The 24,274-nt window shown below is 70.9% G+C and carries 22 protein-coding genes; 13 read left to right on the top strand and 9 right to left on the bottom strand.

Annotated elements, in window-relative coordinates; translation table 11 throughout:
• The first annotated feature begins 26 nt into the window (after nt 1-26).
• Both ACGFX9_RS09890 and ACGFX9_RS09895 read left to right on the top strand, forming a co-directional pair.
• Nucleotides 27-1,553 carry an MFS transporter gene (locus ACGFX9_RS09890; protein ID WP_393467476.1) on the top strand — a complete coding sequence of 509 codons (1,527 nt, stop codon included), beginning with the start codon at nt 27-29 and terminating at the stop codon, nt 1,551-1,553.
• An 11-nt stretch (nt 1,554-1,564) separates the two neighbouring features.
• Entirely contained in the window at nt 1,565-3,085 is a 1,521-nt protein-coding gene (locus ACGFX9_RS09895; protein ID WP_393467478.1) for an MFS transporter, read from the top strand.
• Nucleotides 3,086-3,106: 21 nt separating this feature from the next.
• Here the strand turns inward: ACGFX9_RS09895 and ACGFX9_RS09900 are convergent, their stop codons facing one another.
• Nucleotides 3,107-3,583, bottom strand: coding sequence for a GNAT family N-acetyltransferase (locus tag ACGFX9_RS09900; protein WP_393467481.1), 477 nt, complete (start codon nt 3,581-3,583; stop codon nt 3,107-3,109).
• 188 nt (nt 3,584-3,771) lie between these two features.
• Between ACGFX9_RS09900 and hemC the strand changes: the two genes are divergently transcribed.
• Both hemC and ACGFX9_RS09910 read left to right on the top strand, forming a co-directional pair.
• A complete protein-coding gene (hemC, locus tag ACGFX9_RS09905) occupies nt 3,772-4,707 on the top strand; it encodes a hydroxymethylbilane synthase (protein ID WP_393467485.1) in 936 nt (311 codons plus the stop codon).
• 22 nt (nt 4,708-4,729) lie between these two features.
• Nucleotides 4,730-5,602: an endo alpha-1,4 polygalactosaminidase gene (locus ACGFX9_RS09910; protein WP_393467491.1), complete on the top strand. Its 873-nt coding sequence runs from the start codon at nt 4,730-4,732 to the stop codon at nt 5,600-5,602.
• 32 nt (nt 5,603-5,634) lie between these two features.
• Here ACGFX9_RS09910 and ACGFX9_RS09915 read toward each other — a convergent pair whose 3' ends face one another.
• Entirely contained in the window at nt 5,635-6,876 is a 1,242-nt protein-coding gene (locus ACGFX9_RS09915) for an amidohydrolase (RefSeq protein ID WP_393467493.1), read from the bottom strand.
• 111 nt (nt 6,877-6,987) lie between these two features.
• Here ACGFX9_RS09915 and ACGFX9_RS09920 point away from each other — a divergent pair, with 111 nt between their 5' ends.
• Complete coding sequence (locus ACGFX9_RS09920; protein WP_393467496.1) at nt 6,988-7,434, top strand: SRPBCC family protein; 447 nt, start codon at nt 6,988-6,990, stop codon at nt 7,432-7,434.
• 90 nt (nt 7,435-7,524) lie between these two features.
• On the opposite strand, the gene ACGFX9_RS09925 is transcribed toward ACGFX9_RS09920, so the two are convergent.
• From ACGFX9_RS09925 to ACGFX9_RS09940, 4 genes are read right to left on the bottom strand one after another with little or no spacing between them, the layout of a single operon-like run.
• Nucleotides 7,525-9,948 (bottom strand): beta-glucosidase, encoded by a 2,424-nt coding sequence (locus tag ACGFX9_RS09925; protein ID WP_393467499.1) that lies wholly within the window; start codon nt 9,946-9,948, stop codon nt 7,525-7,527.
• Nucleotides 9,945-10,763, bottom strand: a complete 819-nt coding sequence (locus ACGFX9_RS09930; protein ID WP_393467502.1) for a carbohydrate ABC transporter permease — start codon at nt 10,761-10,763, stop codon at nt 9,945-9,947. Before ACGFX9_RS09930 ends, ACGFX9_RS09925 begins: the two co-directional genes overlap by 4 nt.
• The gene (locus ACGFX9_RS09935; RefSeq protein WP_393467505.1) at nt 10,763-11,713 is read right to left on the bottom strand and encodes a carbohydrate ABC transporter permease; all 951 of its coding nucleotides are present in this window, start codon (nt 11,711-11,713) and stop codon (nt 10,763-10,765) included. Before ACGFX9_RS09935 ends, ACGFX9_RS09930 begins: the two co-directional genes overlap by 1 nt.
• Entirely contained in the window at nt 11,710-13,017 is a 1,308-nt protein-coding gene (locus ACGFX9_RS09940; RefSeq protein WP_393467508.1) for an ABC transporter substrate-binding protein, read from the bottom strand. The genes ACGFX9_RS09935 and ACGFX9_RS09940 overlap by 4 nt, the downstream gene beginning before the upstream one ends.
• 139 nt (nt 13,018-13,156) lie before the next feature.
• On the opposite strand from ACGFX9_RS09940, the gene ACGFX9_RS09945 reads away from it, so the two are divergent.
• Entirely contained in the window at nt 13,157-14,188 is a 1,032-nt protein-coding gene (locus tag ACGFX9_RS09945) for a LacI family DNA-binding transcriptional regulator (protein WP_393467518.1), read from the top strand.
• A 221-nt stretch (nt 14,189-14,409) separates the two neighbouring features.
• Complete coding sequence (locus tag ACGFX9_RS09950) at nt 14,410-14,889, top strand: peroxiredoxin (protein ID WP_393468338.1); 480 nt, start codon at nt 14,410-14,412, stop codon at nt 14,887-14,889.
• A 31-nt stretch (nt 14,890-14,920) separates the two neighbouring features.
• On the opposite strand, the gene ACGFX9_RS09955 is transcribed toward ACGFX9_RS09950, so the two are convergent.
• Nucleotides 14,921-15,688, bottom strand: coding sequence for a hypothetical protein (locus tag ACGFX9_RS09955; RefSeq protein ID WP_393467521.1), 768 nt, complete (start codon nt 15,686-15,688; stop codon nt 14,921-14,923).
• A 235-nt stretch (nt 15,689-15,923) separates the two neighbouring features.
• Between ACGFX9_RS09955 and ACGFX9_RS09960 the strand changes: the two genes are divergently transcribed.
• Genes ACGFX9_RS09960 through ACGFX9_RS09985 form a run of 6 tightly spaced genes read left to right on the top strand, consistent with a single transcriptional unit; the run spans nt 15,924 to nt 22,755 of the window.
• The gene (locus ACGFX9_RS09960; RefSeq protein WP_393467523.1) at nt 15,924-16,691 is read left to right on the top strand and encodes a GntR family transcriptional regulator; all 768 of its coding nucleotides are present in this window, start codon (nt 15,924-15,926) and stop codon (nt 16,689-16,691) included.
• Nucleotides 16,692-16,741: 50 nt separating this feature from the next.
• Nucleotides 16,742-16,969, top strand: coding sequence for a ferredoxin family protein (locus ACGFX9_RS09965; RefSeq protein WP_393467531.1), 228 nt, complete (start codon nt 16,742-16,744; stop codon nt 16,967-16,969).
• A gap of 14 nt (nt 16,970-16,983) precedes the next feature.
• On the top strand, nt 16,984-18,339 hold the full coding sequence (locus ACGFX9_RS09970; RefSeq protein WP_393467535.1) for an ABC transporter substrate-binding protein: 1,356 nt from the start codon (nt 16,984-16,986) through the stop codon (nt 18,337-18,339).
• Entirely contained in the window at nt 18,336-19,202 is an 867-nt protein-coding gene (locus ACGFX9_RS09975; RefSeq protein ID WP_393467538.1) for an ABC transporter permease, read from the top strand. The genes ACGFX9_RS09970 and ACGFX9_RS09975 overlap by 4 nt, the downstream gene beginning before the upstream one ends.
• Nucleotides 19,199-19,972 (top strand): ABC transporter ATP-binding protein, encoded by a 774-nt coding sequence (locus tag ACGFX9_RS09980; RefSeq protein ID WP_393467547.1) that lies wholly within the window; start codon nt 19,199-19,201, stop codon nt 19,970-19,972. Before ACGFX9_RS09975 ends, ACGFX9_RS09980 begins: the two co-directional genes overlap by 4 nt.
• Nucleotides 19,973-20,025: 53 nt before the next feature.
• Nucleotides 20,026-22,755 (top strand): fumarate reductase/succinate dehydrogenase flavoprotein subunit, encoded by a 2,730-nt coding sequence (locus tag ACGFX9_RS09985; protein ID WP_393467551.1) that lies wholly within the window; start codon nt 20,026-20,028, stop codon nt 22,753-22,755.
• A 5-nt stretch (nt 22,756-22,760) separates the two neighbouring features.
• Here the strand turns inward: ACGFX9_RS09985 and ACGFX9_RS09990 are convergent, their stop codons facing one another.
• Complete coding sequence (locus ACGFX9_RS09990; protein ID WP_393467554.1) at nt 22,761-23,201, bottom strand: OsmC family protein; 441 nt, start codon at nt 23,199-23,201, stop codon at nt 22,761-22,763.
• A 65-nt stretch (nt 23,202-23,266) separates the two neighbouring features.
• Complete coding sequence (locus ACGFX9_RS09995; RefSeq protein ID WP_393467558.1) at nt 23,267-24,118, bottom strand: GntR family transcriptional regulator; 852 nt, start codon at nt 24,116-24,118, stop codon at nt 23,267-23,269.
• Nucleotides 24,119-24,274: the final 156 nt, after the last annotated feature.

The raw sequence follows: 24,274 nt of genomic DNA on the forward strand, positions 1-24,274 counted from the left end.
CGACCGGGGGTGTCTGGAGGCCACCGATGGACCGCTCACCCGCGCCGGAGCCCTTCGAAGCCGTGCAGGCCACCGGCCCCACGGCCTCCGCCGCCCCACCACAGAGCGGCGGGCGGCACGAGCACCGCTGGCTGATCCTCGGCGTCGTCGGGATCGCCCAGCTCATGGTGGTCCTCGACGCGACGATCGTGAACATCGCGCTGCCATCGGCCCAGCAGGACCTCGGGTTCAGCGACGGCAACCGCCAGTGGATCGTCACGGCGTACGCACTCGCCTTCGGCAGCCTGCTGCTCCTCGGCGGCCGGATCGCCGACCTGGTGGGCCGCAAGGTCGTCTTCCTCGCCGGACTCGGCGGATTCGCGCTGGCCTCGGCGCTCGGCGGTGCGGCGACGAGCTTCACCATGCTGGTGCTGGCCCGCGCGCTGCAGGGCGTGTTCGGGGCGCTCCTGGCGCCCGCCGCGCTGTCCCTGCTCACCACGACGTTCACGGACCCCAAAGAACGCGCCAAGGCGTTCGGCATCTACGGCGCCATCGCGGGCGCGGGCGGCGCGGTCGGCCTGCTCCTGGGCGGCGTACTGACCGAGTACCTGGACTGGCGCTGGTGCCTGTACGTGAACCTGATCTTCGCGGTCCTCGCCATGCTGGGCGGCGCCCGGCTGCTGCACGGCGGCAGGCCTGCGGACCGGCCGAAGCTGGACGTCCCCGGAACGGTGCTGGTCTCCGCGGGCCTGTTCTGCATCGTCTACGGCTTCTCGAACGCCGAGACGCATGCCTGGAGCGATGTCGACACCTGGGGTTTCCTGGTGGTCGGCGCCGTCCTGCTGGCGGCGTTCGCCTGGTGGCAGACGCGGGCCTCGCATCCGCTGCTGCCGCTGCGGGTGGTGCTCGACCGGGACCGCGCGGCGTCGTTCCTCGCGATGTTCATCTCCGGCGCGGGCATGTTCGGTGTCTTCCTGTTCCTGACCTACTACCTCCAGCAGATCCTCGGCTACACGCCCGTGAAGACCGGTCTCGCGTTCCTGCCGATGGTCGGCGTGATGGTGGTCATCTCGGTCGTCACGACCAACTGGCTCGTGCCGCGGTTCGGCGCGAAGCCGATCGTGCCGCTCGGCATGGGCCTCGCGGCGGCCGCGATGGCCTGGCTCACCGCCCTCGACGTGCACAGCGGGTACGCGGCACATGTGCTGCCGCCGCTGCTCGTGGCCGGCCTCGGTCTGGGTCTGGTCTTCGCACCCGCGATGAGCATGGCGACGGCGGGTGTCGCCTCGCACGACGCGGGAGTGGCGTCGGCGATGGTCAACACCAGCCAGCAGGTGGGTGGTTCGATCGGCACCGCCCTGCTCAACTCCCTTGCGACCAGCGCCGCGGCCGACTATCTCGTGGGCAGGCAGCCGTCGCCGGCGGTGAAGGCGCAGTCAGCCATGGAGAGTTACTCGACGGCGTACTGGTGGTCGGCGGTCTTCTTCGCGGTCGGTCTCCTCGTTACGGTCGTGCTCTACCGACGCGGCGCGCCGGTCCACTCGGACGCGGACGGCGGCGCGGTGCACATGTGAGGCGGTGAGGGATGACGTCCACCTCGGAGGCGTCCGCGAAGGACAGCGCCGACGGCGGTGTCGCGCTGGCGTCCGCGCGGGGCCGCTGGGTCCTTGCCTGCGCGGTCCTCGCGTCGGGCATGGCGATGCTCGATGGCACGGTGGTCAACATCGCCCTGCCGACGCTCGGCCGCGAACTGGACACGTCGATCGCGTCTTTGCAGTGGGTCGTCAACGCCTACATGCTCACGCTCTCCGCGCTGCTGCTGCTCGGCGGTGCGCTCGGTGACCGCATCGGCCGCCGGCGGACGCTGATCATCGGCATCGTGTGGTTCTCGGTGGCGTCGGCCCTGTGCGGCCTCGCGCAGGACGCGGGGATGCTCATCGCGGCGCGGGCGTTGCAGGGAATCGGCGGGGCGCTGCTCACGCCCGGTTCGCTCGCCCTGGTGCGTACGTCGTTCAGGGCCGAGGACCAGGCGCGTGCGGTGGGCGCGTGGTCGGGGCTCGGCGGGGTCGCGGGGGCGATCGGGCCCTTCCTGGGCGGCTGGCTGATCGACGGGCCCGGCTGGCGGTGGATCTTCCTGATCAATGTGCCGCTGGCCGCGCTCGTGCTCTTCGCGGTCCGGCATGTGCCGGAGAGCCGCGCGCGGGGCGCCGCCGACAAGCCGTTCGACGTGACGGGGGCGTGCCTGGCGGCGCTGTTCCTCGCGGGGATCAGCTTCGCGCTGATCGGCGCCTCGGGTGAAGGGTCGGCGGCGGCAGCCGTCCTGCCGGGGCTCGGTGGGCTCGCGGCGGGGGTCGCCTTCGTCGTGGTCGAGCACCGCCGCCGCAACCCGATGCTGCCGCTCTCGCTCTTCAGCTCCCGTCTGTTCAGCGCGGCCAACGTCATGACGCTGTGCCTGTACGCGGCCATCGGCGGGCTCTTGTTCATGCTGCCGGTGCAGTTGCAGACGACGCTGGGCTACGACGCGCTGCGGGCGGGGACGGCGACGCTGCCGATCACGGTTCTGATGCTGCTGCTCTCGGCTGCCGCGGGCGATCTGTCGCGGCGGGTGGGTCCCACGCTTCCGCTGGTGGCGGGGCCGTTGATCGCGGGGGCCGGGGCGCTGTTGATGCTGCGGATCGAGCCCGGCGCCTCGTACGTCACGGACGTCCTGCCGGCCGTCGTGGTGCTCGGCCTGGGGATGAGCGTGTTCGTGGCCCCGCTGACGGCGACGGTCCTGGCCTCGGTCGACGCCGGGCGCGCGGGCCTGGCGAGCGGCGTGAACAACACCGCGGCGCGGGTCGCGCAGATGCTGGTGGTCGCCGCGCTGCCGCTTGCGGTGGGCCTTTCCGGTACGGCGTACGCGGATCCGGCGGCGCTCAACACGGCGTTCGGCAAGGCGGTCGTGGGCTGCGCGGGACTCTTCGTCCTCGCGGCGGCAGCGGCGGGGGTCTTCATCCGCCCGCGCCCGGCCGCGTGGCACGAGGACCCGGGGAACACACCGCGCTGCACCTCCCATCTGGGCGTCAGTTCACCGCCGTTGGAGCCGGGGAAGGACTGTGCGGGGTGAGGATGCGCGGGGTGGGGGCTGTCAGGCCTGCGCCTCGGAGGTGTCGCGCACGAAGAGTGTGACCGTCACGCCCTCCTCGAAGCCGTTGCGCCGCATCAGCGCGGCGGACGCGGTGTTGCGCGACTCGACGTCGGTCACGACGGCGGTGGCGCCCGCGGCGGTCAGCGTCGCGCAGCAGGCCTGCACCAGATGGCTCGCGACGCCCTGGCCCTGGTAGGCGGGGGCGCTGGCGATCCACTCCAGGTTCCCCCAGTCCGGGCGCTGGTCGAACCCCATCGAGCCGCATACGAACCCGGCGAGCGCGCCGCCGTCGACCGCGACCCAGCAGGCGGACGCGTCGGCGTCCAAATGCCGGGCGATCGCCGAGAGGGACCACGACGTGTACGGCTTCACCGAGGTGTCGTACAGCTCGCGTCCCAGAGCGAGGACGTCGGCCAGATGGGTGGGGGCCATCTGTTCGAGGACGATCGGGGACCGCTGGTGCGCGGCGGTGGACATGGGACCTCCCGGGGCTGACGCCGGTGACCTGCACAGGGACGCGTGGACGGTGGCCGACTTGCCTCTCACGCTATGAGGAGGCGGTGCGTGGCGCACGCCAGGACGATCCGGCACCGGTGGCGCGCGAAGCCGCGGTGACGCGGGAGCCTTTTACCGGGCGGCCGTTGCGAGCCTCTATCGTGGTGCGCATGTCCGCTCCTGAGCTGATCCGCATCGTCTCCCGTTCCTCGCCCATGGCGCTCGCCCAGGTCGAGCGCGTACGCGCCGAACTCGCCGCGCTGCACCCCGGCATCCGTACCGAGGTCGTGCCGGTCACGACCTCCGGTGACAAGTGGATGGGGGATCTCGCGAAGCTCGGCGGCAAGGGGGCGTTCACCAAGGAGGTCGACGCGGCGCTGCTCGCCGGTGAGGCGGACCTCGCGGTGCACTGCGTCAAGGACGTCCCGGCGGACCGGCCGCTGCCCGCGGGCACCACCTTCGCCGCGTTCCTCAAGCGGGACGACATCCGCGACGCGCTCATCCACCCCGGCGGGCTGACCCTGGACGAGCTGCCGGCAGGCACCCGTATCGGCACCTCCTCAGTCCGCCGCATCGCTCAACTCGCCTCCTCGCACCCCGAGTTGGAGTGCGTGCCGATGCGCGGGAACGCGGGGCGCCGGATGGAGAAGCTGGCCGCGGGCGACGCGGACGCGCTGCTGCTCGCCGTGTCGGGTCTTGAGCGCATCGACCGGATGGACGTGGCGAGCGAGATCCTTTCCGTGGAGACGATGTGCCCGCCGATCGGTGCGGGGATCCTGGCGTTGCAGTGCCGCGAGGACGACACGGCGACCATCGAGGCCGTGTCGGGCGTCGGCGACCCCGACACATGGCGCGAGGCCACCGCCGAGCGCATGTTCCTGCACGTCCTCCAGGGGCACTGCAACTCCCCCATCGCGGGGTACGCGCGCTGCGAGCGGGGCGGCGAGTTGTCGCTGCGCGCCCGCGTCTTCACCCCGGACGGCAAGACGGTCCTCAACGCCCACGAGTGGGCCGGGCCCCTCGACCCCGCGACGCTCGGCACGTCGGTGGCGGTCACGCTGCTTCGCCAGGGCGCGCGCGAACTCATCGACTCCATCGCGCACTGAGCCGGACGGACGAAAGCGACCCATGCACCACCCGTACCACCCGAACCGCCTGAACCGTCCGAACCGCTCGCGTCTCAGCCGTCTGACCGCTTGTTTCGCCGCCCTGCTCATGGCCACCTCCTGTGCCACCGGCGACGACAAGGACACCTCCGCCCCGAAACCGTCCGGCACCGTGCGGCCTCCTGAGGCCGACGCCGTCTTCGACTATCAACTCGGCGGCGCCTACCCGCCGGACGGCGCGGTGCGGGCGGTCTCACGCGACCGCTCCGCCGAGCCGGCCAAGGGCCTCTACAACGTGTGCTACGTCAACGCCTTCCAGACGCAGCCGGGCGGCGACGCCGCCACCTGGTGGAAGAAGAAGCACCCGGATCTGCTCCTCAAGGACGACGACGGCTCCTTGGTGATCGACACCGACTGGGAAGAGCCCCTCCTGGACATCTCCACCTCCGGCAAGCGTAAGGAGCTGATGGACGTCGTCGGGCCCTGGATCGACGGCTGCGCCGACGCCGGATACGACGCCGTCGAGCCCGACAACCTGGACTCCTACGAGCGTTCCGACGACCTGCTGACTCCCCGGCACGCGGCCGCCTTCGCCAAGCTGCTCGCCGAGCGGGCCCACAGCCGCGGTCTGGCCATCGCACAGAAGAACACCACCGATATTCTGCCCCAGCGCGAACGCGTCGGGTTCGACTTCGCCGTCGTCGAGGAGTGCGCCGCGTACAAGGAGTGCGGTGCCTTCGCGGACGCCTACGACGACAAGGTCTTCGCCGTCGAGTACACGCGCAAGGACTACGACACCGCCTGCGACTCCTGGGGCCCGCGTCTGTCCGTCACCTTGCGCGACCGCGACGTCCTGCCGAAGGGCACGAAGGATCACGTCTTCGACCACTGCTGAAGCTTGAGCGGCTCCGCGAAGGGTCGCAGAGCTCAGGCGAACCGGCTCAGGGCCGCGGCTGCCAGCGTCTGCACGCCCGGCACGAGTACGGACAGGTCGGGCGCGAAGAGGGGACTGTGATTACTGGGCACCGCGTCGAGCTTCTCGCCGAGTTCGTCGCCCGGAGCCGCCTGCCAGGCCTCCGTGGAAGTGGACGTCACGAACCAGAAGTCGTACGGCACTTGGGCGGGCACCAGGAGCGAGAAGTCCTCGCTGCCCATCGCGGGGCCGAAGTCGATCACGGTTGCCGTGCCGAAGACCTCCCGGTGCACGGCGGTGACCTGCTCGTCCAGCGTCGCGTCGTTGACCGTCGCGGGGAAGCCCGCGCCCATCGTCACCTCGGCGGGGGCCGGGCAGCCGCCGGCCAGGCATTCGCCCTCGACGATGCGCCGGATGGCGGCCAGCACGCGTTCGCGCACCTTCGGGTTCTGGGTGCGCAGGTTCAGTGCGAGGCGGGCCTCGGCGGGAATGATGTTGGGGCGCTGACCGGCGTGGAACTCGCCGACCGTCAGCACCACGGACTCCGCCGCTGACACCTCGCGCGAGACGACGGTCTGCAGCCGGGTGACGATGTGCGCGGCGGTCACCACCGGGTCCACGGACGCCTCGGGCCGCGAACCGTGCCCGCCGACTCCGGGCACCGTGATGTGGACGTCGTCGGAGGCCGACATGATCAGCCCGGGCGTATGGGAGTAGAGGCCCGCGGGGCCCGGGGCGACATGCTGCCCGAAGACTGCGTCCGGCCGGGGGAAGCGGTCGTGAAGCCCGTCGGCGACCATCGCCGCCGCCCCGCCGCCGCCTTCCTCCGCGGGCTGCCCGATCACCACGAGCGTCCCGGACCACGCGTCGCGGGCGGCGGCCATCGCCTCGGCCGCGCCGGTGAGCCAGGTGACGTGCATGTCGTGGCCGCAGGCGTGCATGACGCCCTCGACCGTGGACGCGTAGGAAAGGCCGGTCTTCTCCGTGACGGGCAGCGCGTCCATGTCGCCGCGCAGCCACACCACAGGACCGTCGCCGTTCTCCAGGACGCCCACCACGCCGGTGCGGCCGACCCCGCCGGTCACCGCGTATCCGGCAGCGCTCAGCCGCTCGGCGAGCAGCCCCGCCGTGCGATGCTCCTGGAAGGCGAGTTCGGGCACGCGGTGCAGATCCTGGTAGAGGTCCGCGAGGCTGCCTGACTTCACCGCGGAGGTCAGGTCGCGGGTGAGGCGGGCGACAGCGGCCGGGTCAGTCATGTTGCTCCCCTTGCTCGATGATCCACCTACCCTGACACGCTCTTCGCGTCCTGACACGGTGTGCGCCCGGTCGAGGTGCGCTCCGGCCCCGGCACCCGCACGCTTGGGTATATGGCCCGCAACCGACGCCTGATCCTTGCTTCGCCGTCCGAGGTCTGGGGCCTGCTCTCCGATGGCCGACGCTACGGGGAGTGGGTCACGGGAACCCAGGAGGTCCTCACCGCCGACCCGCGGTGGCCGGAAGTCGGTGCCCGCCTGCGGGTCCGGGTCGGCTTGGGCCCGCTCTGCCTGGAGGACACCTGCGTCGTCCGTATCTGCGAGCCGCAGCACAAACTGGAGCTGGAGGCGAAGGCGGATCCCTTCGGCGCGGCCCGCATCGCCATGCGTCTGATCCCCTGGCACGAGCACACCCTCGTCACCCTCGACTGGCACCCGCTGCGAGGCCCCGGCACCCGGATGCACGGGCTTCCCGTCGACTACATCGTCGGGGTCCGCAACGGAATGATGCTGACGAAGCTGGCTCAGATCGCGGTGCGCGAGCACGGCCGCAACGTCTGAACCACCCGTCCGAGCCCCCGTCAGAGCCCCCCGTCCGAGCCCGGGGACGCGGCGAAATTGTTTCGATCGCGCCGTCCCCGGTTTTCGACGTCAGCCCTCCTCGTACGGCACCACATCGAAGTCCGCGTACAGCTCGCGCCGGTGGTCCACCGCGCGGACGGGACCGGTGAGCCGCACCTGGGCGGTCAGGCGCGGGTCCGTGCTGGACGCGCTCAGCCGCAGCTCCAGTTCCCCCGGTTCGACGATGCGCGTCGCGTCGAGGCCGGTGAAGGACGCGAGGTCCGCGGGGACGCGCGCCCGTACCCGCGCACCGCGTCCGGGGGCCAGGTCGACGCGCACGTAGCCGATGAGCCGCTGCACGGGCTGTACGACCGAGGCGACGGGGTCGTGCAGATACAGCTGGACGACCTCCGTGCCCGCACGCATCCCGGTGTTGCGCACGGTGCAGGAGAGCTCGAACTCGCCGTCGGTGGCGGCCACTTCACTCTCCACCACGAGGTCCGACCAGCCGAAGGTGGTGTACGTCAGGCCGTGGCCGAAGCCGAAGGCCGGGGTCGGATCGATGTTGGAGACTTCGCTGAGGTGGCCTAGCCGGGCCGCCAGATACGTCGAGGGCTGGGCCCCCGCCCCGCCCGGCACGCTCACGGGAAGCCGGCCCGAGGGGCTGGTCCGCCCGCTGAGGACGGAAGCGACCGCGGCCGTTCCCTCCTCCCCGGGGAAGAAGGTCTGCACGACGGCGGCGGACTCGGTCGCCGCCCTGCCCAGCGCGTAGGGGCGTCCGGAGATCAGCGTGACGACTACCGGCGTACCGGTGTCGAGCAGCGTGTCGAGCAGCTGCTCCTGTACGCCGGGCAGCGCGAGGGACGCCGCGTCGCACCCCTCGCCGCTGGTACCGCGGCCGAAGAGCCCGGCCCGGTCACCGAGGGCGGCGATCACCAGGTCGGCGCCGCGCGCCAGTTCGACGGCCGCGGCGAAACCGGCCGTACTGTCACCGTGGCCGCCGTCGATGCTCGCACCGGACGCGGTGACCACCTCGCAGTCGGGGAACTCGGCCGCCAACGCCTCGCGCAGGGTGGGGAGTTCGATGCCCGCGGGAGTCTCGGGGTGCTGGCTCCCCACGTGGACCGGGAAGGCATAGCAGCCGAGGACCGCGGTGGGCACGTCGGCGTTCGGGCCGATGAGGGCTATCCGCGCCGGACCGGAGCCCTTTGAACCGTGGCCGCGCAGGGGCAGCGTCCCGTCGTTGTGGAGCAGGACGATGGCCTGTTCGGCGACGCGGCGGGCCAGGGCGCGGTTGGCCTCCGGGTCCAGGTCGACGGTTCCGCGCAGCTTGTCCAAGTGCTCGTCCGCCCCGGTGAGGGCCGAAGGGACGGGGTCCCAGTCCTTGTCGAGGAGGCCCAACTGGGCTTTTTGCACCAGGACTCGACGTGCGGCCCGGTCCACGAGCGCCTCGGACACCAGGCCTTCGGCGATCGCCTCGCGCAGCGGTTCGCCGAAGGTCTTCACCGTGGGCAGCTCCACGTCGACACCGGCGCCGAGCGCGACCCCGGCTGCCTCTCCGAAGGTGCCCGCCACACCGTGCAGGGTCTTGAGGAAGGCGATGCCGAAGTAGTCGGCGACGACCGTTCCCCCGAATCCCCAGACGTCGCGGAGCAGTCCGGTCAGGAGGCGTTCGTCAGCGGCGGAGGGGACGCCGTCCGTGTCGGTGTACGCGTGCATGATGGAGCGCACCCCGCTGTCGCGTACGGCCATCTCGAAGGGCGGCAGGATGACGTCGGCGCGCTCGCGGACGCCCATGCCGACCGGCGCGAGATTGCGTCCGGCCCGCGAGGCGGAGTAGCCCGCGAAGTGCTTGAGCGTGGCGACCACGCCCGCCGACTCCAGGCCCTGGACGTACGCCGTGGCGATGGTGCCGACGAGGTAGGGGTCCTCCCCGATGGTCTCCTCGACGCGGCCCCAGCGGGCGTCGCGTACGACGTCGAGGACCGGTGCGAGGCCCTGGTGCACGCCGACCGCACGCAGGTCGCGTCCGATGGCGGCGGCCATCTCGCGTACCAGGCCAGGGTCGAAGGTGGCGCCCCAGGACAGCGGCACCGGGTAGGCGGTGGCGCCCCAGGCGGCGAATCCCGCGAGGCACTCCTCATGGGCCAGGGCGGGGATGCCGAAGCGGTTCGCCGAGGCGATGCGGCGCTGGGTGCGCAGCAGCGACAGCGCGCCGAGCGCCGGGTCGACGGGCGCGGTGCCGAAGGGACGGGTCAGCTGGCCGATGCCCTGTGGGAGCAACTCGTCGAGGTCGACCGGCGCCTCCATCTCGTGCTGGTGCGGGGCGACTTCGCCGCCTTCGTCGGAGGCTCCGACCCAGACTCCGTAGAGCTGGGCGATCTTCTCCGCCGGCGTCATCTCCGCGAGCAGGGCGTCGGCCCGCTCGGCGGGGTCGCGCGCCGGGTCCCTCCAGAGCTGGTTGTTCCCGGCGTCTGCGGTCTTTTGCGTCTGTGCGGCCACGTGGTCGGTCACTTTCCTCCGACTCCCATCAGGCCCTGGACCAGGGCGCGACGGGCGAACAGATACACGATCAGGATGGGAAGCATGGACAGGACGACGGCGGCGAGCATCCCCGGCATGTCGACTCCGTGTTCCGTCTGGAAGTCGTACAGGCCCATGGTGATCACCTTGGCGTCCGCGGACTGCGTCAGGACCAGGGGGAAGAGGAAGCCGTTCCACGCCTGGAGAGCGGAGAAGACGACGATCGTCGAGAGGCCGCTCTTGGACAGCGGCACCACGAGCCGGAAGAAGATCCGGCGCGCGGAGGCGCCGTCCACGGTCATCGCCTCGTACAGGTCAGGGGTGATGTCACGCATGACGCCGGTGAGGATCAGGGCGCATACGGGCATGGCGAAGGCGGCGGTCGGCAGGATGACGCCGATGAGGCTGTCGTAGAGGCCCGCCTCGCTGACGACGTAGAACATCGGCACGATCACGGCTTGGGAGGGAATCGCGAGGCCGAGGAGGAACAGCCGGAAGACGCCCGTCGTCAGCCGCCCCCGGCTGCGCACGATGGCGTAGGCGAGCGGCGGCACGAGCAGCAGGACGATGCCCACCACGCTCACGGTGACGATGACGGTGTTGAGGAAGTACTCCCCGAAGCCGCTGTCGAGGTTGTCGGCGTAGTTGGCGAAGGTGATGTTCTTCGGGAGGGCGAAGGGTCCGTTGCCCGCGTAGTCGGCGCGTGACTGGAAGGTGGCGACCAGCATCACGTACAGCGGCAGGCCTACCAGGAACAGCCAGATCAACGACCCGAATCCCGCGAGGAAGTTGGGGCGGCTCTTCATCACAGGCCCTCCATGGTGCTGCGCATCTTGTCGTAGCCCGACAGGCGTACGACGATCAGCGAGATCAGCGTGGCCACCAGGACCAGAAGCAGGCCGATGGCCGAAGCGCCTCCGAAGTCGAAGCTCTTGAAGCCCTTTTGGTACATGTAGTAGGCGCTGACGGTCGTGTCGGTGCCGGGGCCGCCCTGGGTGAGGATCAGCACGGCGTCGAAAGTGGTGAGTCCGCCCACCACCATGAGGATCATGGAAGTGATGACCGCGTTCCGCAGCTGCGGCAGGGTGATGTGGAAGAACTGCCGCACCGTGCCTGCCCCGTCGATCTGCGCCGCCTGGTAGAGGACTTGCGGGATCGCGCGGGCGGCGCCCTGGTAGATGAGCGTGTGCAGGGGTGTGAACTGCCAGGTGGCGACAAATACGAGAACGCCGATGGCGGTGCTCTGCTCACCGAACAGGTTGCCGTCGCCGAAGAGCCACTGCGCCTGCGCCGGTACGCCGAAGTTCGGGTCGAGCACGGCGCGCCACAGGACGGACACGGCGGCCGCGGACAGCAGCAGCGGGACGAAGTAGATGGCGGAAAGGACCGCCCGGTTGCGCTGGGGCCCCGCGGCCCAGACGCCGAGCAGGATGCTCAGGGGGGTCTGGACGGCGACGCCGAGCACGGTGAGCAGCACGCTCAGCCACAGGCTCTTGAGCATGACGGGGTCGTCGAGCAGCTTGGTCCAGTTGTCGAACCCCGCGAACTCCGGGTCGCTGAGGCCGTTCCAGCTGACGAAGGAGAGGACGGCGACGAGGACCAGCGGGACGAAGGCGAAGAGGCCGAAGAACGCGGCGGCGGGTGCCGCCCAGGCGAAGCCCGGGCGGCTCACGTTGCTGCCGGTCCGGCGCGCGGGGCGGCCGGGCCGCGGCGCTGTGCGGCTCTCCTTGATGACGGGCGTGACGGTAGTGGTCATGAGGTCGGCAGGGCCTGCATCGCCGCGATGAATCCGTCCTCGTCGATCGACCCGTTGAAGAACTGCTGTATCGCCTGGTGCAGCGAGGTGGCCGCCGACTGCGGATAGGCCTGGTCCCACGAGAGCTGGAACGCGGGAGCCTTCTTCACCAGGTCGTACTGGTACTTGGCGTACTTCGGGCTGGCCGCCTCATCGAGGAAGTCGGGGGTGTTCGTGGTCGTGGGCAGGTTGCCGATGCCCAGCTGCGCCTTCACGAACTTGTCCGAGTACTGGAGTTTGAGGAACTCCGCGACCGCTTCGGGGTGCTCGGTCTTCTTCAGCACGGAGTAGAAGTTGTTGGTGTTGCCCGCGAGGTTGGCCGGGTCGCCCTTGCCGCCCTCGATGGACGGGAAGGCGCTGTAGCCGAGGTCCTTTTTGGCGAAGGCCGGGTGGGCTTCCTGGTGGGTCGAGTACACCCAGGAACCCATCAGCTCGAACCCTGCCTTGCCGGTCGCGACCAGGGTGGACGAGCCCTGGTCGGTGAACTTCACGGAGTCGTAGTTGGTGCCGAACGCGCCCGTGTCGACCAACTCCTTGATCATCCCGAGGGCCTTCTTGCTGTCGGCGCTCTCCCAGGCGCTCTTGTCGCCGTCGAGGGCCTTCTGGAACAGCTCGGGTCCGGCCACGCGGTCGTAGATGTACTGGAACCACATCTGGGTGGGCCACTGGTCGCCGCCGCCGAGCGCGATCGGCGTGACACCCTTCGCCTTCAGGGCCTTGACCGCGTCGAGGAGGTCGTCCCAGGTCTTGGGCGGCTTGACGCCCGCCTCCTTCAGGACCTTCCCGTTGTTGAAGAGCATGACCGGTTGGGTGCCCCGCATGGGGATGCCGTACGACTTCCCGTCGACCGTCGCGCTGTTGAACACCGAGGGCAGGAACTTCGACTTCAGTGCCGGGTCCTTGGCTATGAAGTCGTCGAGCGGCAGGAGAAGGCCCGCGTCGACGAACGGCTTGATGCTGCCGCCGCCCCAGTTGAAGAAGACGTCGGGCGCCTGCTTGCTGCTGATGATGGTCTGCAGTTTCGCCTGGTAGTCCGCGCCAGGGATCGTGTCCAGGACCGCCTTGACCTCGGACGTCTTGTTGAAGGTCGCGACGAGCTCCTTCTCGACCTTGTTCGCCGCGTCGCCGTACACCAGTACGTGGATCTTGCCGTCGTCCCCGCCGGCCGAGCCGGAGCCACCACCTCCGCACCCCGACAACGTGAGCAGCAGCGCGAGAGCCGCGCCCCCTGCGGCGGTTCGAGGGAACCGTGCGCTTAGCTTCATCGTCTCGCCTCTCGAAACACTTTCAGTAAAATCACCGAAACTTTGTGAGTCGGGACGCTAGGCGCGGACCTTAAGGGGGTCAACCCTCACTCCTCGAGTTACCAAAGCGTTACGCCCGCCCACCGAGGGGCGGTGCTCTATGCTCCTCACCATGCGCGATGACGAAGGGACGGCCCGGATCACCCTGGCTCAGGTGGCACAGCAGGCCGGTGTCTCCATTTCGACAGTTTCGAAAGTTCTCAACGGCCGACAGGACGTGGCCCTGCCGACCAGGGCCAAGGTGGAGCGCCTCCTGGAGACGCACTCCTACCGGCGGACCACACGGTCGGCCCGCGAGGCCCCGCTCATCGAGCTCGTCTTCCATGAACTGGACAGCATCTGGGCGATGGAGCTGATCCGGGGCGTGGAGAACATCGCCAAGGCCAACCAGGCCAGCGTGGTCCTGACGGAGAGCGGCACGCGGCACGCGCCGGGGCCCGACTGGATCGAAGGTGTGCTGCAGCGCCAGCCGCTCGGCGTGGTCCTCGTCTTCTCCGCCCTCCCGGCGGAGGTCAAGGAGCAACTGCGGTCCCGCTCCATCCCGTTCGTCATCATCGATCCGGCCGGCGACCCCGACCCCGACGTGCCCTCGGTGGGCTCGGCCAACTGGAACGGCGGCCTGGCCGCCACCCGGCACCTCATCGAGTGCGGCCACCGGCGCATCGGCATCATCACGGGCCCCGAGGACATGCTCTGCTCACGGGCCCGCCTCGACGGCTACCGCTCGGCGATGAGCATGGCGGGCCTGAGCGCGGACGCCGACCTCGTCTCGTTCGGCGACTTCCACGTCCAGGGCGGTTACGACCGGGCGATGGAGCTGCTCTCCCTCGACGAGCCGCCCACCGCGATCTTCGCGGGCAGCGATCTGCAGGCGCTCGGCGTCCTCGAGGCGGCCCGCGTGAGCGGCCTGCGTGTCCCGCACGACCTGTCCGTGGTCGGCTACGACGACGTACCTCTCGCCCGCTGGTCGAGCCCGGCGCTTACGACCGTGCACCAGCCGCTGCGGCAGATGGCCGAGGAAGCGGTGCAGATGCTGCTGCGGATCCGCGCGGAGGAGACGGTGACGACGACCAGGCTGGAGCTCGCCACCAGCCTGGTCATCAGGAACAGCACGGCTCCGCTGGAGGCCTGAAGCCCGCCCTACCTGCGCCGCGGTCCGGCTGCCCGGCTGCCCGGCTGCCCGCCACATCAAGCCCCCCCGGGGGGCACCCGCGGTGACGAGGCGCCGGGGGTGATCTGGTCAGATGGTCGGGACGCAATGCGTCGGCGCCGGGCCCGAACCGCACGAGTGGGCCCGCGTGACCCGCGCCGTCCCGTTCAGCACCCCCGATCCGACTGGAGCCCCCGGTGGCCATTCCCCTCGTACCCGGTCAGCGCGTACCCGACTTCACCCTTCCCGGCGGGCGGCTCGCCGACGGGCACTTTCTGCGGCGCGACTACACGCTGGGCGCACAGCGGGGCCGCCCGCTGGTCCTGGCCTTCTACCCGGGCGACAACACCCCTGTCTGCACACGCCAGTTGTGCTCCTACTCCAGCGGCCTTGACGCCTTCCAGGACCTGGGCGCCGACGTCTGGGGCGTCAGCCCGCAGGGTCTGGACAGTCACGAGGACTTCGCCCGGGAGCACTCGCTGCGGATGCCCCTGCTCGCCGACACCGACCGCTCGGTGGCCCGGATGTTCGGTGTGGCCGCGCCGCTGCTCGGGGTGCGGCGATCGGTGTTCGTGATCGACTCCGACTCCACCCTCGACTGGAAGCACGTGGGCCTTGTCGGCGCCACGTTCCAGGCGACGGACAAACTGACCAGCCGTATCGCAGCCCTCCGGGCGGCCTGATCACCGCCGCCCGAGCCTGGCACCAGCGCTTCTACCGGGCGGCGAGCTTCTTCCACTGGGCGCGCGCCACGTCGACGGGGAAAGGCATATTCGTCTGCGACGCGTCCGTGGCGTAACCCGGATACGTCCGGCTGAAGAAGCCGAGCGTGTGGCCCGAGCGCACGACGAGCACCCTGCGTGTGAGGGCCTTGATACCGGGTGGGCCGGTGAGCGTGAACCACGTGTACTCGTCGGCGAAGTCGAGGCCCTGCGGATTCGCCTCCTGCGCGGGGGAGAGCACCGGGGTCTCCTTGCCGCGGACGGTCAGGGTGAAGCCCTGTCGGCACGCCGTACTGGCCAGCCCCAGGTCGTACAGGACCTTCTCCTCGCCCTTGCTCTTCCCCTTGCCCTTGTACGACGCCAGGGTCACCGTCGTCTTGATCAGGTCCGTCCCGGCGGCCTGCGCTCCGGGCGGCCTGCCCATCGCGGTGCGCTGCTCGACGGACGCGGGGTCGCCGACCGTCATACCGAGGGCGACCTTGGCCTGCACCACGCACTCCGGCTGGCCCGCGCCCACCTCGGAGTCCTTGTAGCGGTCGGCCGCCGCCCTGGCGCCCACTTGGTGGTCCGGTACGTCGCTGCCGTCGACCACGGCGGTGGCGAGCTGCCCTGCGGTGAGCGTCCCGGACGGAACGCCGGCGCTCGCTTCCGGTTTGTCCCCGTCCGATCCCGAACCGCCGCACGCCGTCAGCAGTGAGAAGGCGGCGGCGACGGCCAGGATCCGCGCCGGCCGGCGCATGACGGTCGTAGTCGTGCTCATGTGCGTTTCACTCCCCCGTAGTTCTTTCCTGCACGGCACGCTAGACGATCAGGACGCGGGGGCCGCTCCACGGGTCGGCGGGAAGCGGGCGAACTGTCCACGTTATGGGCGGCCGGGTGGCGGATCTTCGTCCGTGTTCGTCGAATCAGCAGGTCAGAGTGGTGTGTCCGGAGCCGTCAGGTGGCGCAATGCTGCCGCAACACCACCGGAGCCACCGCGCCGGTACTTTCCTGCCATGGCAGCCGAACGCATCCCCGCCTCGCTTCCCGTCGCCGCCGCGCGGCGTCGGCGGCTGCGTGCGGACCAGGCCCGGCAACTCGCCGATCTGCTGCGCCACCAGATTCTGTCGGGCGGATTCCCTCGTGGCGTCCTCCCCCTGGAGGACGTCATCGCCGCCGACTACCGGGCGAGCCGCAACACCGTACGCCAGGCCCTCGACCTGCTGCGCGGCGAGCAGCTCGTGGACCGCAAGGCGGGCGTCGGCACCGTCGTGGTCGGCCAGAAGTACAGCCACGGCCTGGACCGGCTGCAGGGCCTGGCCGAGACCCTGCACGAGCACGGCCGGGTCACCAACGAGGTACGCACCGTCGGACCTGTCAGCGCCCCCGGCCCGGTGGCGCACCGGCTCGGTCTGGCCGACCACACCGACGTGCTCTGTATCGAGAGGCTGCGCCGCCTTGGCGGACTGCCTCTCTCCCTGGACCTGTCGTATCTGCCCATGGACGTGGGCGGTGAACTGCTCGGCTGCGATCTGGAGAACACCGATGTGTTCCGGCTACTGGAGACGCTGACCGGCGCCCCGCTGGGCCATGCCGAGATCACTCTCGAAGCCGTGAACGCCGACGCGCACTCCGCCGCGGTCCTCGAGGCTCCTCGTGGGAGTGCCGTTCTGATGCTGGAGCGGCTCACGCATCTGCCCGACGGGCGGCCCGTGGACCTGGAGTTCATCCGTTTCCGCGGCGACCGCATCACCATGAGCGGCCTCCTGCACCGCTCCGTCTGACCCCGGCCCGGCCGGGGGCCATCTCGCTCACCCCCTCCCTGGAGACAGCCATGCCTCTTGTCCCGCAGCGCGCCGACGTACCCGTGACCATCGACGAGTCCCGGTGTATCGACGGCTGCACGCTCTGCGTCGACATGTGTCCGCTCGACTCTCTCGCGATCCGCCAGGACAACGGCAAGGCGTACATGCACGTCGACGAGTGCTGGTACTGCGGCCCCTGCGCGGCCCGGTGTCCCACCGGTGCGGTCACCGTCAACATGCCCTACCTGCTCCGGTGAAAGGCACGACTCCCATGCCAGCCAAGCCCCAAGCCCGAAAACAGTTCCTCGCCCGGCACCTCCCCCTCGCCCTGCTGCTGCCCCTGGCCACGGCGTGCGGTGGAGAGGCGGGGGCCGAGGACTCCCGGACCGTCACGGTGACCGTCGGATACCAGTCCAAGACCATCAACACCGTCACCGCCGGAACCCTGCTGCGCTCCCTCGGCTACTTCGAGGAGGAGCTCGCGGCCCGCGGCAAGAAGGACGGCAAGACCTACAAGGTGAAGTGGCAGGACTACGCCACGGGCGCCCCGATCACCGCCCAGATGACCACGGGAAAGATCGACATCGGGTCGATGGGTGACTTTCCGCTGCTGATCAACGCGGCCCGGGGAAAGCAGCTGAAGCAGCCGACGCGGCTCGTCTCGGTCACCGGCTACAACCTGCGCGGCGGTCTCAACACCGTGGTCACCGCGCCTGATTCGTCCCTGCGGTCGCTGGCGGATCTGCGCGGCAAGAAGGTGTCCACCAGCGTCGGCTCGGCCGCCGACGGCACTTTGATCCGGGCCCTGAAGAAGGCCGGGATCGACCCGGACACGGGAGTCAGCAAGCTCAACCAGCAGCCGAGCGTGGGCGCCTCCGCCCTGGCCGGGGGCAGTGTCGACGCGCTGTCCCAATTCGTGGCCTGGCCAGGGCAGTTGGCGTACGAGGACAAGGCTAAGGCCTTGTACGACGGGGCGGACCTGAATCTGCCCACCTTCCACGGCGTCACCGTCCGGGAGGAGTTCGCCAAGGAGCGCGCCGGAGTTTTGGACGACTTCCTCAAGGCACAGCGGCGGGCCACCGACCATCTGCGCGAGCAGCCGGTGGCCAGCGCCGAGTCGGTGGCCAAGGAGACGGGCCTGCCCGCCGAGGCGGTCTATCTCTACAACGGCGCCCACGGCATCGCCACCTTCGACCCGGCCCTGCGCCCGGAGTTGATCGCCGCGCTGAAGAAGGACGTACCGATCCTCAAGGCGGCCAAGCTGGTGGGCGACGTCGACGTGGACTCCTTCGTCGACCCCGAGCCACTGAAGCGGGCCGCGCAAGCCCCCGCCTATCCGAAGGCGGGCGCCGCCAAGTCCGAGCTGTGGCTGAAGGGCCGCGACACCACCCGTACCTTCGACAGCCCGAAAGCGCTCCTGAAGGCCGTGAAGGGAGCCGAGGTGCGGGCCGCCTACGTACCGGACTCACTGACCGGCACCCTGTGGTTCGCCGACAAGGCGGTGTGGGTCGCAGACGGCTCCGACCTGCGTGCCTTCGTCACCCCGAGCCACGCCAAGACGTACGTCGGGCGGCACTCCGGCGCCCGCGTCATCAGCTACGCGGACGCCGTGGAGCGCGCCGCATGAGCGCGGGCCGCTGGCTGGTCCGTGCGGCTTCGCTCGCCGCGGCCCTCGGCCTGTGGCAGCTGCTGACGTCCCTGGACGTCGAACTATGGCTGCGCTTCGGGCAGTTCCCCACGGTCGGCGAGGTGGCGTCCGCTTTCGGCGACCGAGTCGGCACCACCCCCTACTGGCAGGACCTCGTGCACAGCCTGCGCCGCATCGTGATCGGGTTCCTGCTCGCCGCGGTCATCGGCGTGGCGGCGGGCACGGCGATCGCCCGGTCGCGGTGGGCCGCCGATGTGCTCGGGCCGCTGGTGGAGGTGGCGCGGCCGGTACCGGCGATCGCCCTGGTCCCGGTGGCGATCCTGCTACTGCCCACCAATGAGCAGGGCATCGTGTTCATCACCTTCACCGCAGCGTTCTTCCCCGTCCTGGTGTCGACGCGGCACGCGGTGCGCGCCCTCACCCCGGTGTGGGAGGAGGCCGTGCTCACCATGGGCGGCGGCCGGCTGCGGGTGCTGTTCTCGGTGGTGCTGCCGGGCGCGCTGCCCGGCATCTTCGGCGGGCTCTCGGTGGGCATCGGCGTCGGCTGGATCTGTGTGATCTCCGCGGAGATGATCTCCGGTGAGTACGGGGTCGGCTACCGCACTTGGCAGGACTACACGGTCGTCGACTACCCCGGCGTCTTCGTCGGCATGGCCACCATCGGCGCCCTCGGCTGGCTCACCTCCACCGCGGTGGAGTTCCTCGGCCGCCGCGCCACCGCCTGGCTGCCGCGCCCGCCGGAGCGGGCGCCGTCCCGTGCGGTACGCCGCGTCGTCCGCGCCACGCCTCCCCCGGCGGTCCCGTTCCCCGCTCCGGCACCCGAGAAGGAACCCGTCGCATGAGTACTGCCAGCCCTGCCAGCCCCGCGAGTGCGAGCCTCGGCCCCGACCGGCCGGGCGCCGAGCTGACCTTGGACGACGTACGGCTCGGCCACCGCGAGGGCCAGGCCCTGCCCGGCACCGTGCGGCTGCGGATCTCGCCGGGGGAGCTCGTGGCCGTGGTCGGCCCGTCCGGCTGCGGCAAGTCCACGCTGCTGCGCACCCTCGCCGGACTGCTGCCCCCGCTGGGCGGGCGGGTCACCCAGGACGGGGCGCCGATCGTGGGGCCCGGCGCCGACCGGGCGCTGGTCTTCCAGGAGGATGCCCTGCTGCCGTGGCGAAACGTCCGCGCCAACGTCGAACTCCCCCTGGCCATCCGCCGGGTGGCCAGGGCCGAGCGGCGCCGGGCCGCCGACGAGTGGCTGGAGCGGGTCGGTCTCGACGGGCACGCCCGCAAGCTGCCGCGTCAGCTGTCCGGCGGTCAGCGCCAGCGCGTCCAGCTGGCCCGCGCGCTTGCGGGGCGGCCCCGTGCGGTGCTCATGGACGAGCCGTTCGGCGCGCTCGACCCGCACACCCGCGCCGGGATGCAGGACCTGCTCGTGGACATCCTGCGCGGCACCGGCGCGACCGTCGTCTTCGTCACCCATGACGTGGACGAGGCCCTCTACCTCGGCGACCGGATCGCCCTGCTCTCCTCCGGAGAGGTCCTGGACGTCCCGCACCCCCGGCAGCGGGACGCACGCAACGCACCCGCCACCACCACTCTCCGCCGCCGCATCCTCACGTCCCTCTGACGCGCGTCCATCTCCGGCAAGCGTCCAAGTCACAGCCCTCCGAAAGGCCGCCCGTGGACTCTCCCCTGGCCATCCCCGTCCTCTCCGACGCGACCGAACTCTCCTGCGACGTCCTCGTCATCGGCGGCGGCACCGCGGGCACCATGGCCGCCCTGACCGCCGCCGAGAGCGGCGCTGACGTGCTGCTCCTGGAGAAGGCCCACGTGCGGCACTCCGGCGCCCTCGCCATGGGCATGGACGGCGTCAACAACGCGGTCATCCCCGGCCGGGCCGAACCGGACGACTACGTCGCGGAGATCACCCGCGCCAACGACGGCATCGTCGACCAGTCCACCGTCCGGCAGACCGCCACCCGCGGCTACGCCATGGTCAAGCGCCTGGAGTCGTACGGCGTGAAGTTCGAGAAGGACGAGCACGGCGAGTACGCGGTGCGCCAGGTGCACCGCTCCGGCTCGTACGTGCTGCCGATGCCGGAAGGCAAGGACGTCAAGAAGGTCCTCTACCGGCAGCTGCGGCGCCGCGAGATGCGGGAGAAGATCCGCATCGAGAACCGCATCATGCCGGTGCGAGTGCTCACCCATCCCGACGACGGACGGGCCATCGGAGCGGCCGGATTCAACACCCGCACCGGAGAGTTCGTCACCGTACGGGCAGGCGCGGTGATCCTCGCCACCGGCGCCTGCGGCCGCCTCGGCCTGCCCGCATCGGGCTATCTGTACGGGACGTACGAGAACCCCACGAACGCGGGCGACGGATACGCCATGGCGTACCACGCGGGGGCCGCGCTCACCGGGATCGAGTGCTTCCAGATCAACCCGCTCATCAAGGACTACAACGGCCCCGCGTGCGCGTACGTCGCCAATCCCTTCGGCGGCTACCAGGTGAACCGGCACGGCGAGCGGTTCGTGGAGTCGGACTACTGGTCGGGGCAGATGATGGCCGAGTTCGCGGCCGAACTGGCCTCCGACCGGGCTCCGGTGTACCTGAAGCTCAGCCATCTGCCGGAGGAGACCATCAGCGCCGTCGAGTCGATCCTGCACACCACGGAGCGGCCCACGCGCGCCACCTTCCACGAGAACCGGGGCCACGACTACCGCACGCATGACATCGAGATGCACATCTCGGAGATCGGGCTGTGCGGCGGGCACTCGGCGTCCGGGGTGCGGGTCGACGCGCACGCCCGCACCACCGTCCCCCGCCTCTACGCGGCCGGCGACCTGGCCTGCGTACCGCACAACTACATGATCGGCGCGTTCGTCTTCGGAGACCTGGCCGGGGAGGATGCCTCTCAATTCCGCCCGTACGAAGGTGAGTTGCCCGGCGAGCAGCTGGCCGCCGCCCACGAACTCGTCTACCGGCCGCTGCGCCATCCCGACGGGCCGCCGCAGCCTCAGGTCGAGTACAAGCTGCGCCGGTTCGTGAACGACTACGTGGCGCCGCCGAAGGCCGGGGCGAAGCTGTCCCTCGCGGTGGAGGCCTTCGAGCGGATGACGGGAGAGATCGCGGCCATGGGGGCGCGGACCGCCCATGAGCTGATGCGGTGCGCGGAGGTGTCGTTCATCCGTGACTGCGCGGAGATGGCCGCGCGCGCCTCGCTGGCCAGGACCGAGTCCCGCTGGGGCCTCTACCACGAGCGGCTCGACCACCCGGAGCGGGACGACGCGGGCTGGCTGCACCATCTCGACCTGTACAAGTCCCCTTCGGGAGCCATGGAGTTCAGGGCGCGAGCGGTCGAGCCGTACGTCGTTCCGGTGCCGGAGTTCGACCCGCTGGCGGGGCCTGAACGGGACTTGGGCGCGGTGGAGTTGGTGTCGGTGGCGACTGCGGGTCCGGGCGAGACCGCCCACGCGTCCGCATCCCTCGCGTCCAGCGCCGGGGTGACCGCCCCCGCCGCCGAGCCGCCCTCGGCGAGCCCCGCGCTCCTGAGCCTTCTGGCCCTCGCCGAAGAGTCCCCCGACATGGACACCCTGTCCCCCTACCTCGCGGACGCCGACCCCGCGGTGCGGGCCGCCGCCGTCGCTGTCGTCGCCGAGACGGTGCCCGCCGGGACCGGGCCCGCGCTCGCCGCACGGCTGCGGGACACCGCGCCCCAGGTCCGGGAGGCCGCCGCGGGGGCCCTGCGTGAGCTGGTCGAAGTACTGCCCGCCGAACCGGAGTTGGGGTCAGCGCTGCGTGCCGCGATGGGCGTGACGGATGCGGCGGGGCGGGGCGCCGCGCTCGACGTCCTGCGGGCGCTGCGGCTCGGCGACGCCCCGCTGTATGCCGCCGCGCTCTCCGATACCGACATCGACGTACGTATCCATGCCGTGCGGGCTCTGGTCTCGGTGGACGCGGTCGCTCACCTGGCAGCGGCGGCGGGCGATCCGGCCCGCGAGGTCAGGGTGGCGGTGGCCCGTGGTCTCGCGGCGGTGCGCGACCCGACGCCGTGCCCCCTCGGCCCCCTCATCGAAGACACCGATCCCCTGGTCAGGGCCGCCGCCCTGACCGCGCTCGCCGCCACCGGCTGCCCGCTCCCGTACGCCGAACGGGCCGCGACCGCGCTCGGCGATCCCGCCTGGCAGGTCCGGGCCGGTGCCGCGACCGCCCTGCGAACGGCGCCGCCCGGCCCCGCCGTTCCCGCCCTCGCCGAGGCGTCCGCCGACCCCAACGCGGACGTCCGCAAGGCCGCCGTCCTGTCGCTCCTCGCCCATCGCGCCGAACCCGACGCCCGCGTGGCCCTCGCCGCCGCGACCGCCGACTCCGACGCGGACGTCCGCTCCTACGCCGCCCGCGCCACCTCCTGACCCGGTCATCCCCCCGCGAAGAGTGTGGTCCCGTCCGGCCCCTTCGCCTCGACGCGCGCGCCGTGTTCGACGGTGCGGCTGACCGTGCAGTACTTCTCGTGCGTCAGCCGGATGGCGCGCTCGAGCGCCTCCGCGGCGCGGGTGTCGCCCTCGGGCAGGTCGAGTTCGTAGGTGACCCGGGCGACTCCGACGCGGCCGTCGTCCTCAGGCCGGGACACCGACTCCACGACGATGCGCAGCCCGTCGTGGTCGACGGTGCGTGCGGTGCGGTCCACGACGAGCCCGCCGCAGCCGCCGAGCGCGGCGAGGAGCAGTTCGACGGGGGTGAAGGAGGGCTGGGCGTCGGGGTTGTCGGCGGCGGCGACGCGGACCTCGGCGCCCCGGTCGTTGCGGACGGTCCAGTCGCGTTCGCCATTGCGTAGGGTCTCGATGCGGTAGTCGGCCATGGCGGAACGGTATCCATGGGCGGGCCCGTCACCGCGCAGGCCGGACCGGGGTGTGTCAGGGGCTCTCAGGAACCCTGCTGGACATCGCCGCGGGTGGAGGAGGCGACGGTGTCGCGGTGCGCGAAGTCGCCGGGCGGGATGCCGGGGTGGTGGCCGGGCAGGGGTTCGGCGGCGGTCGCGGCGGGGCCGAGGGTGAGCCGGGAGACGATGCGGTAGCGGTCGCCGCGGTAGAGGGAGTGGACGTACTCGACGGGCATCCCGGAGGTGTCCGAGGTGAGCCGCTCGAAGAGCAGCGCGGGGGACAGCTCCGGCACGTCCAGGAGTTCGGCCTCGGCGCGGGTGACGACGGTCGGCTCGATGGCCTGCACCGCTTCGCGTACGTGTACGTCGTGGTGTTCGCGCAGATGCTCGTACAGATCGCCGCTCTCCAGTTCCTGGGCGCTCAGCCCGGGCACCAGTTCGGCGCGGATGTGCAGGTGCTCGATGGCCATCGGTGATCCGTCGACGAGTCGCAGCCGGGCCACGTAGACGATCTCCGCGGCGGGTGAGATGCGCAGCTTGCGGCCGACGCGGGCGCCGGCCTGGATCGTGGTGAACTCCAGGAGCCTGCTGGACCAGGCGCCGGAGGCCGGGGGCACGGCCAGCGCCTGTTCCCGTGCGACGAGTTCCTGGGTGATCTTCTCGGGGGCGACGAACATGCCGCGCCCGTGTTCGCGGACGAGAAGACCCGCGGCGACGAGTTCGTCCACGGCGGCGCGCAGGGTCGGCCGGGACACACCGAGGTCCGCGCAGAGGGCGCGCTCGGACGGGATGGGGTCTCCGGGGCGCTGTGACTCGATGAGTTCGAGGATGTGGTCGCGCACGCGCTCCCGCTTGAGCACCGCTCCGGGTGCCTTCCTGTTCGCGTCGGCGTTCACCGCCCGCCCCCTTGCGCCGTACGACCAGTTACCTGACCAGTTGACCACACGGCCACGTAGATCGACAACTGACCAGCATTCACAAGGGGGTTGACGCCCCCATTGGTCTATGCCACCTTTCTCCATCACCAGAGGTCACCTGACCAGTTACCCAAC

Source organism: Streptomyces sp. NPDC048436 (assembly GCF_043200355.1).
GTDB lineage: Bacteria > Actinomycetota > Actinomycetes > Streptomycetales > Streptomycetaceae > Streptomyces.

What these genes read in the sequence shown, in the direction of transcription:
- ACGFX9_RS09890 (WP_393467476.1), top strand. Translation starts at nt 27, where the DNA reads ATGGACCGCTCACCCGCGCCGGAGCCCTTCGAAGCCGTGCAGGCCACC.
- ACGFX9_RS09935 (WP_393467505.1), bottom strand. Translation starts at nt 11,713, where the DNA reads ATGACCACTACCGTCACGCCCGTCATCAAGGAGAGCCGCACAGCGCCG.
- ACGFX9_RS09940 (WP_393467508.1), bottom strand. Translation starts at nt 13,017, where the DNA reads ATGAAGCTAAGCGCACGGTTCCCTCGAACCGCCGCAGGGGGCGCGGCT.
- ACGFX9_RS09975 (WP_393467538.1), top strand. Translation starts at nt 18,336, where the DNA reads ATGAGCGCGGGCCGCTGGCTGGTCCGTGCGGCTTCGCTCGCCGCGGCC.
- ACGFX9_RS09910 (WP_393467491.1), top strand. Translation starts at nt 4,730, where the DNA reads ATGCACCACCCGTACCACCCGAACCGCCTGAACCGTCCGAACCGCTCG.
- ACGFX9_RS09980 (WP_393467547.1), top strand. Translation starts at nt 19,199, where the DNA reads ATGAGTACTGCCAGCCCTGCCAGCCCCGCGAGTGCGAGCCTCGGCCCC.
- ACGFX9_RS09965 (WP_393467531.1), top strand. Translation starts at nt 16,742, where the DNA reads ATGCCTCTTGTCCCGCAGCGCGCCGACGTACCCGTGACCATCGACGAG.
- ACGFX9_RS09960 (WP_393467523.1), top strand. Translation starts at nt 15,924, where the DNA reads ATGGCAGCCGAACGCATCCCCGCCTCGCTTCCCGTCGCCGCCGCGCGG.
- ACGFX9_RS09900 (WP_393467481.1), bottom strand. Translation starts at nt 3,583, where the DNA reads ATGTCCACCGCCGCGCACCAGCGGTCCCCGATCGTCCTCGAACAGATG.
- ACGFX9_RS09990 (WP_393467554.1), bottom strand. Translation starts at nt 23,201, where the DNA reads ATGGCCGACTACCGCATCGAGACCCTACGCAATGGCGAACGCGACTGG.
- hemC (WP_393467485.1), top strand. Translation starts at nt 3,772, where the DNA reads ATGTCCGCTCCTGAGCTGATCCGCATCGTCTCCCGTTCCTCGCCCATG.
- ACGFX9_RS09915 (WP_393467493.1), bottom strand. Translation starts at nt 6,876, where the DNA reads ATGACTGACCCGGCCGCTGTCGCCCGCCTCACCCGCGACCTGACCTCC.
- ACGFX9_RS09895 (WP_393467478.1), top strand. Translation starts at nt 1,565, where the DNA reads ATGACGTCCACCTCGGAGGCGTCCGCGAAGGACAGCGCCGACGGCGGT.
- ACGFX9_RS09945 (WP_393467518.1), top strand. Translation starts at nt 13,157, where the DNA reads ATGCTCCTCACCATGCGCGATGACGAAGGGACGGCCCGGATCACCCTG.
- ACGFX9_RS09955 (WP_393467521.1), bottom strand. Translation starts at nt 15,688, where the DNA reads ATGAGCACGACTACGACCGTCATGCGCCGGCCGGCGCGGATCCTGGCC.
- ACGFX9_RS09970 (WP_393467535.1), top strand. Translation starts at nt 16,984, where the DNA reads ATGCCAGCCAAGCCCCAAGCCCGAAAACAGTTCCTCGCCCGGCACCTC.
- ACGFX9_RS09930 (WP_393467502.1), bottom strand. Translation starts at nt 10,763, where the DNA reads ATGAAGAGCCGCCCCAACTTCCTCGCGGGATTCGGGTCGTTGATCTGG.
- ACGFX9_RS09920 (WP_393467496.1), top strand. Translation starts at nt 6,988, where the DNA reads ATGGCCCGCAACCGACGCCTGATCCTTGCTTCGCCGTCCGAGGTCTGG.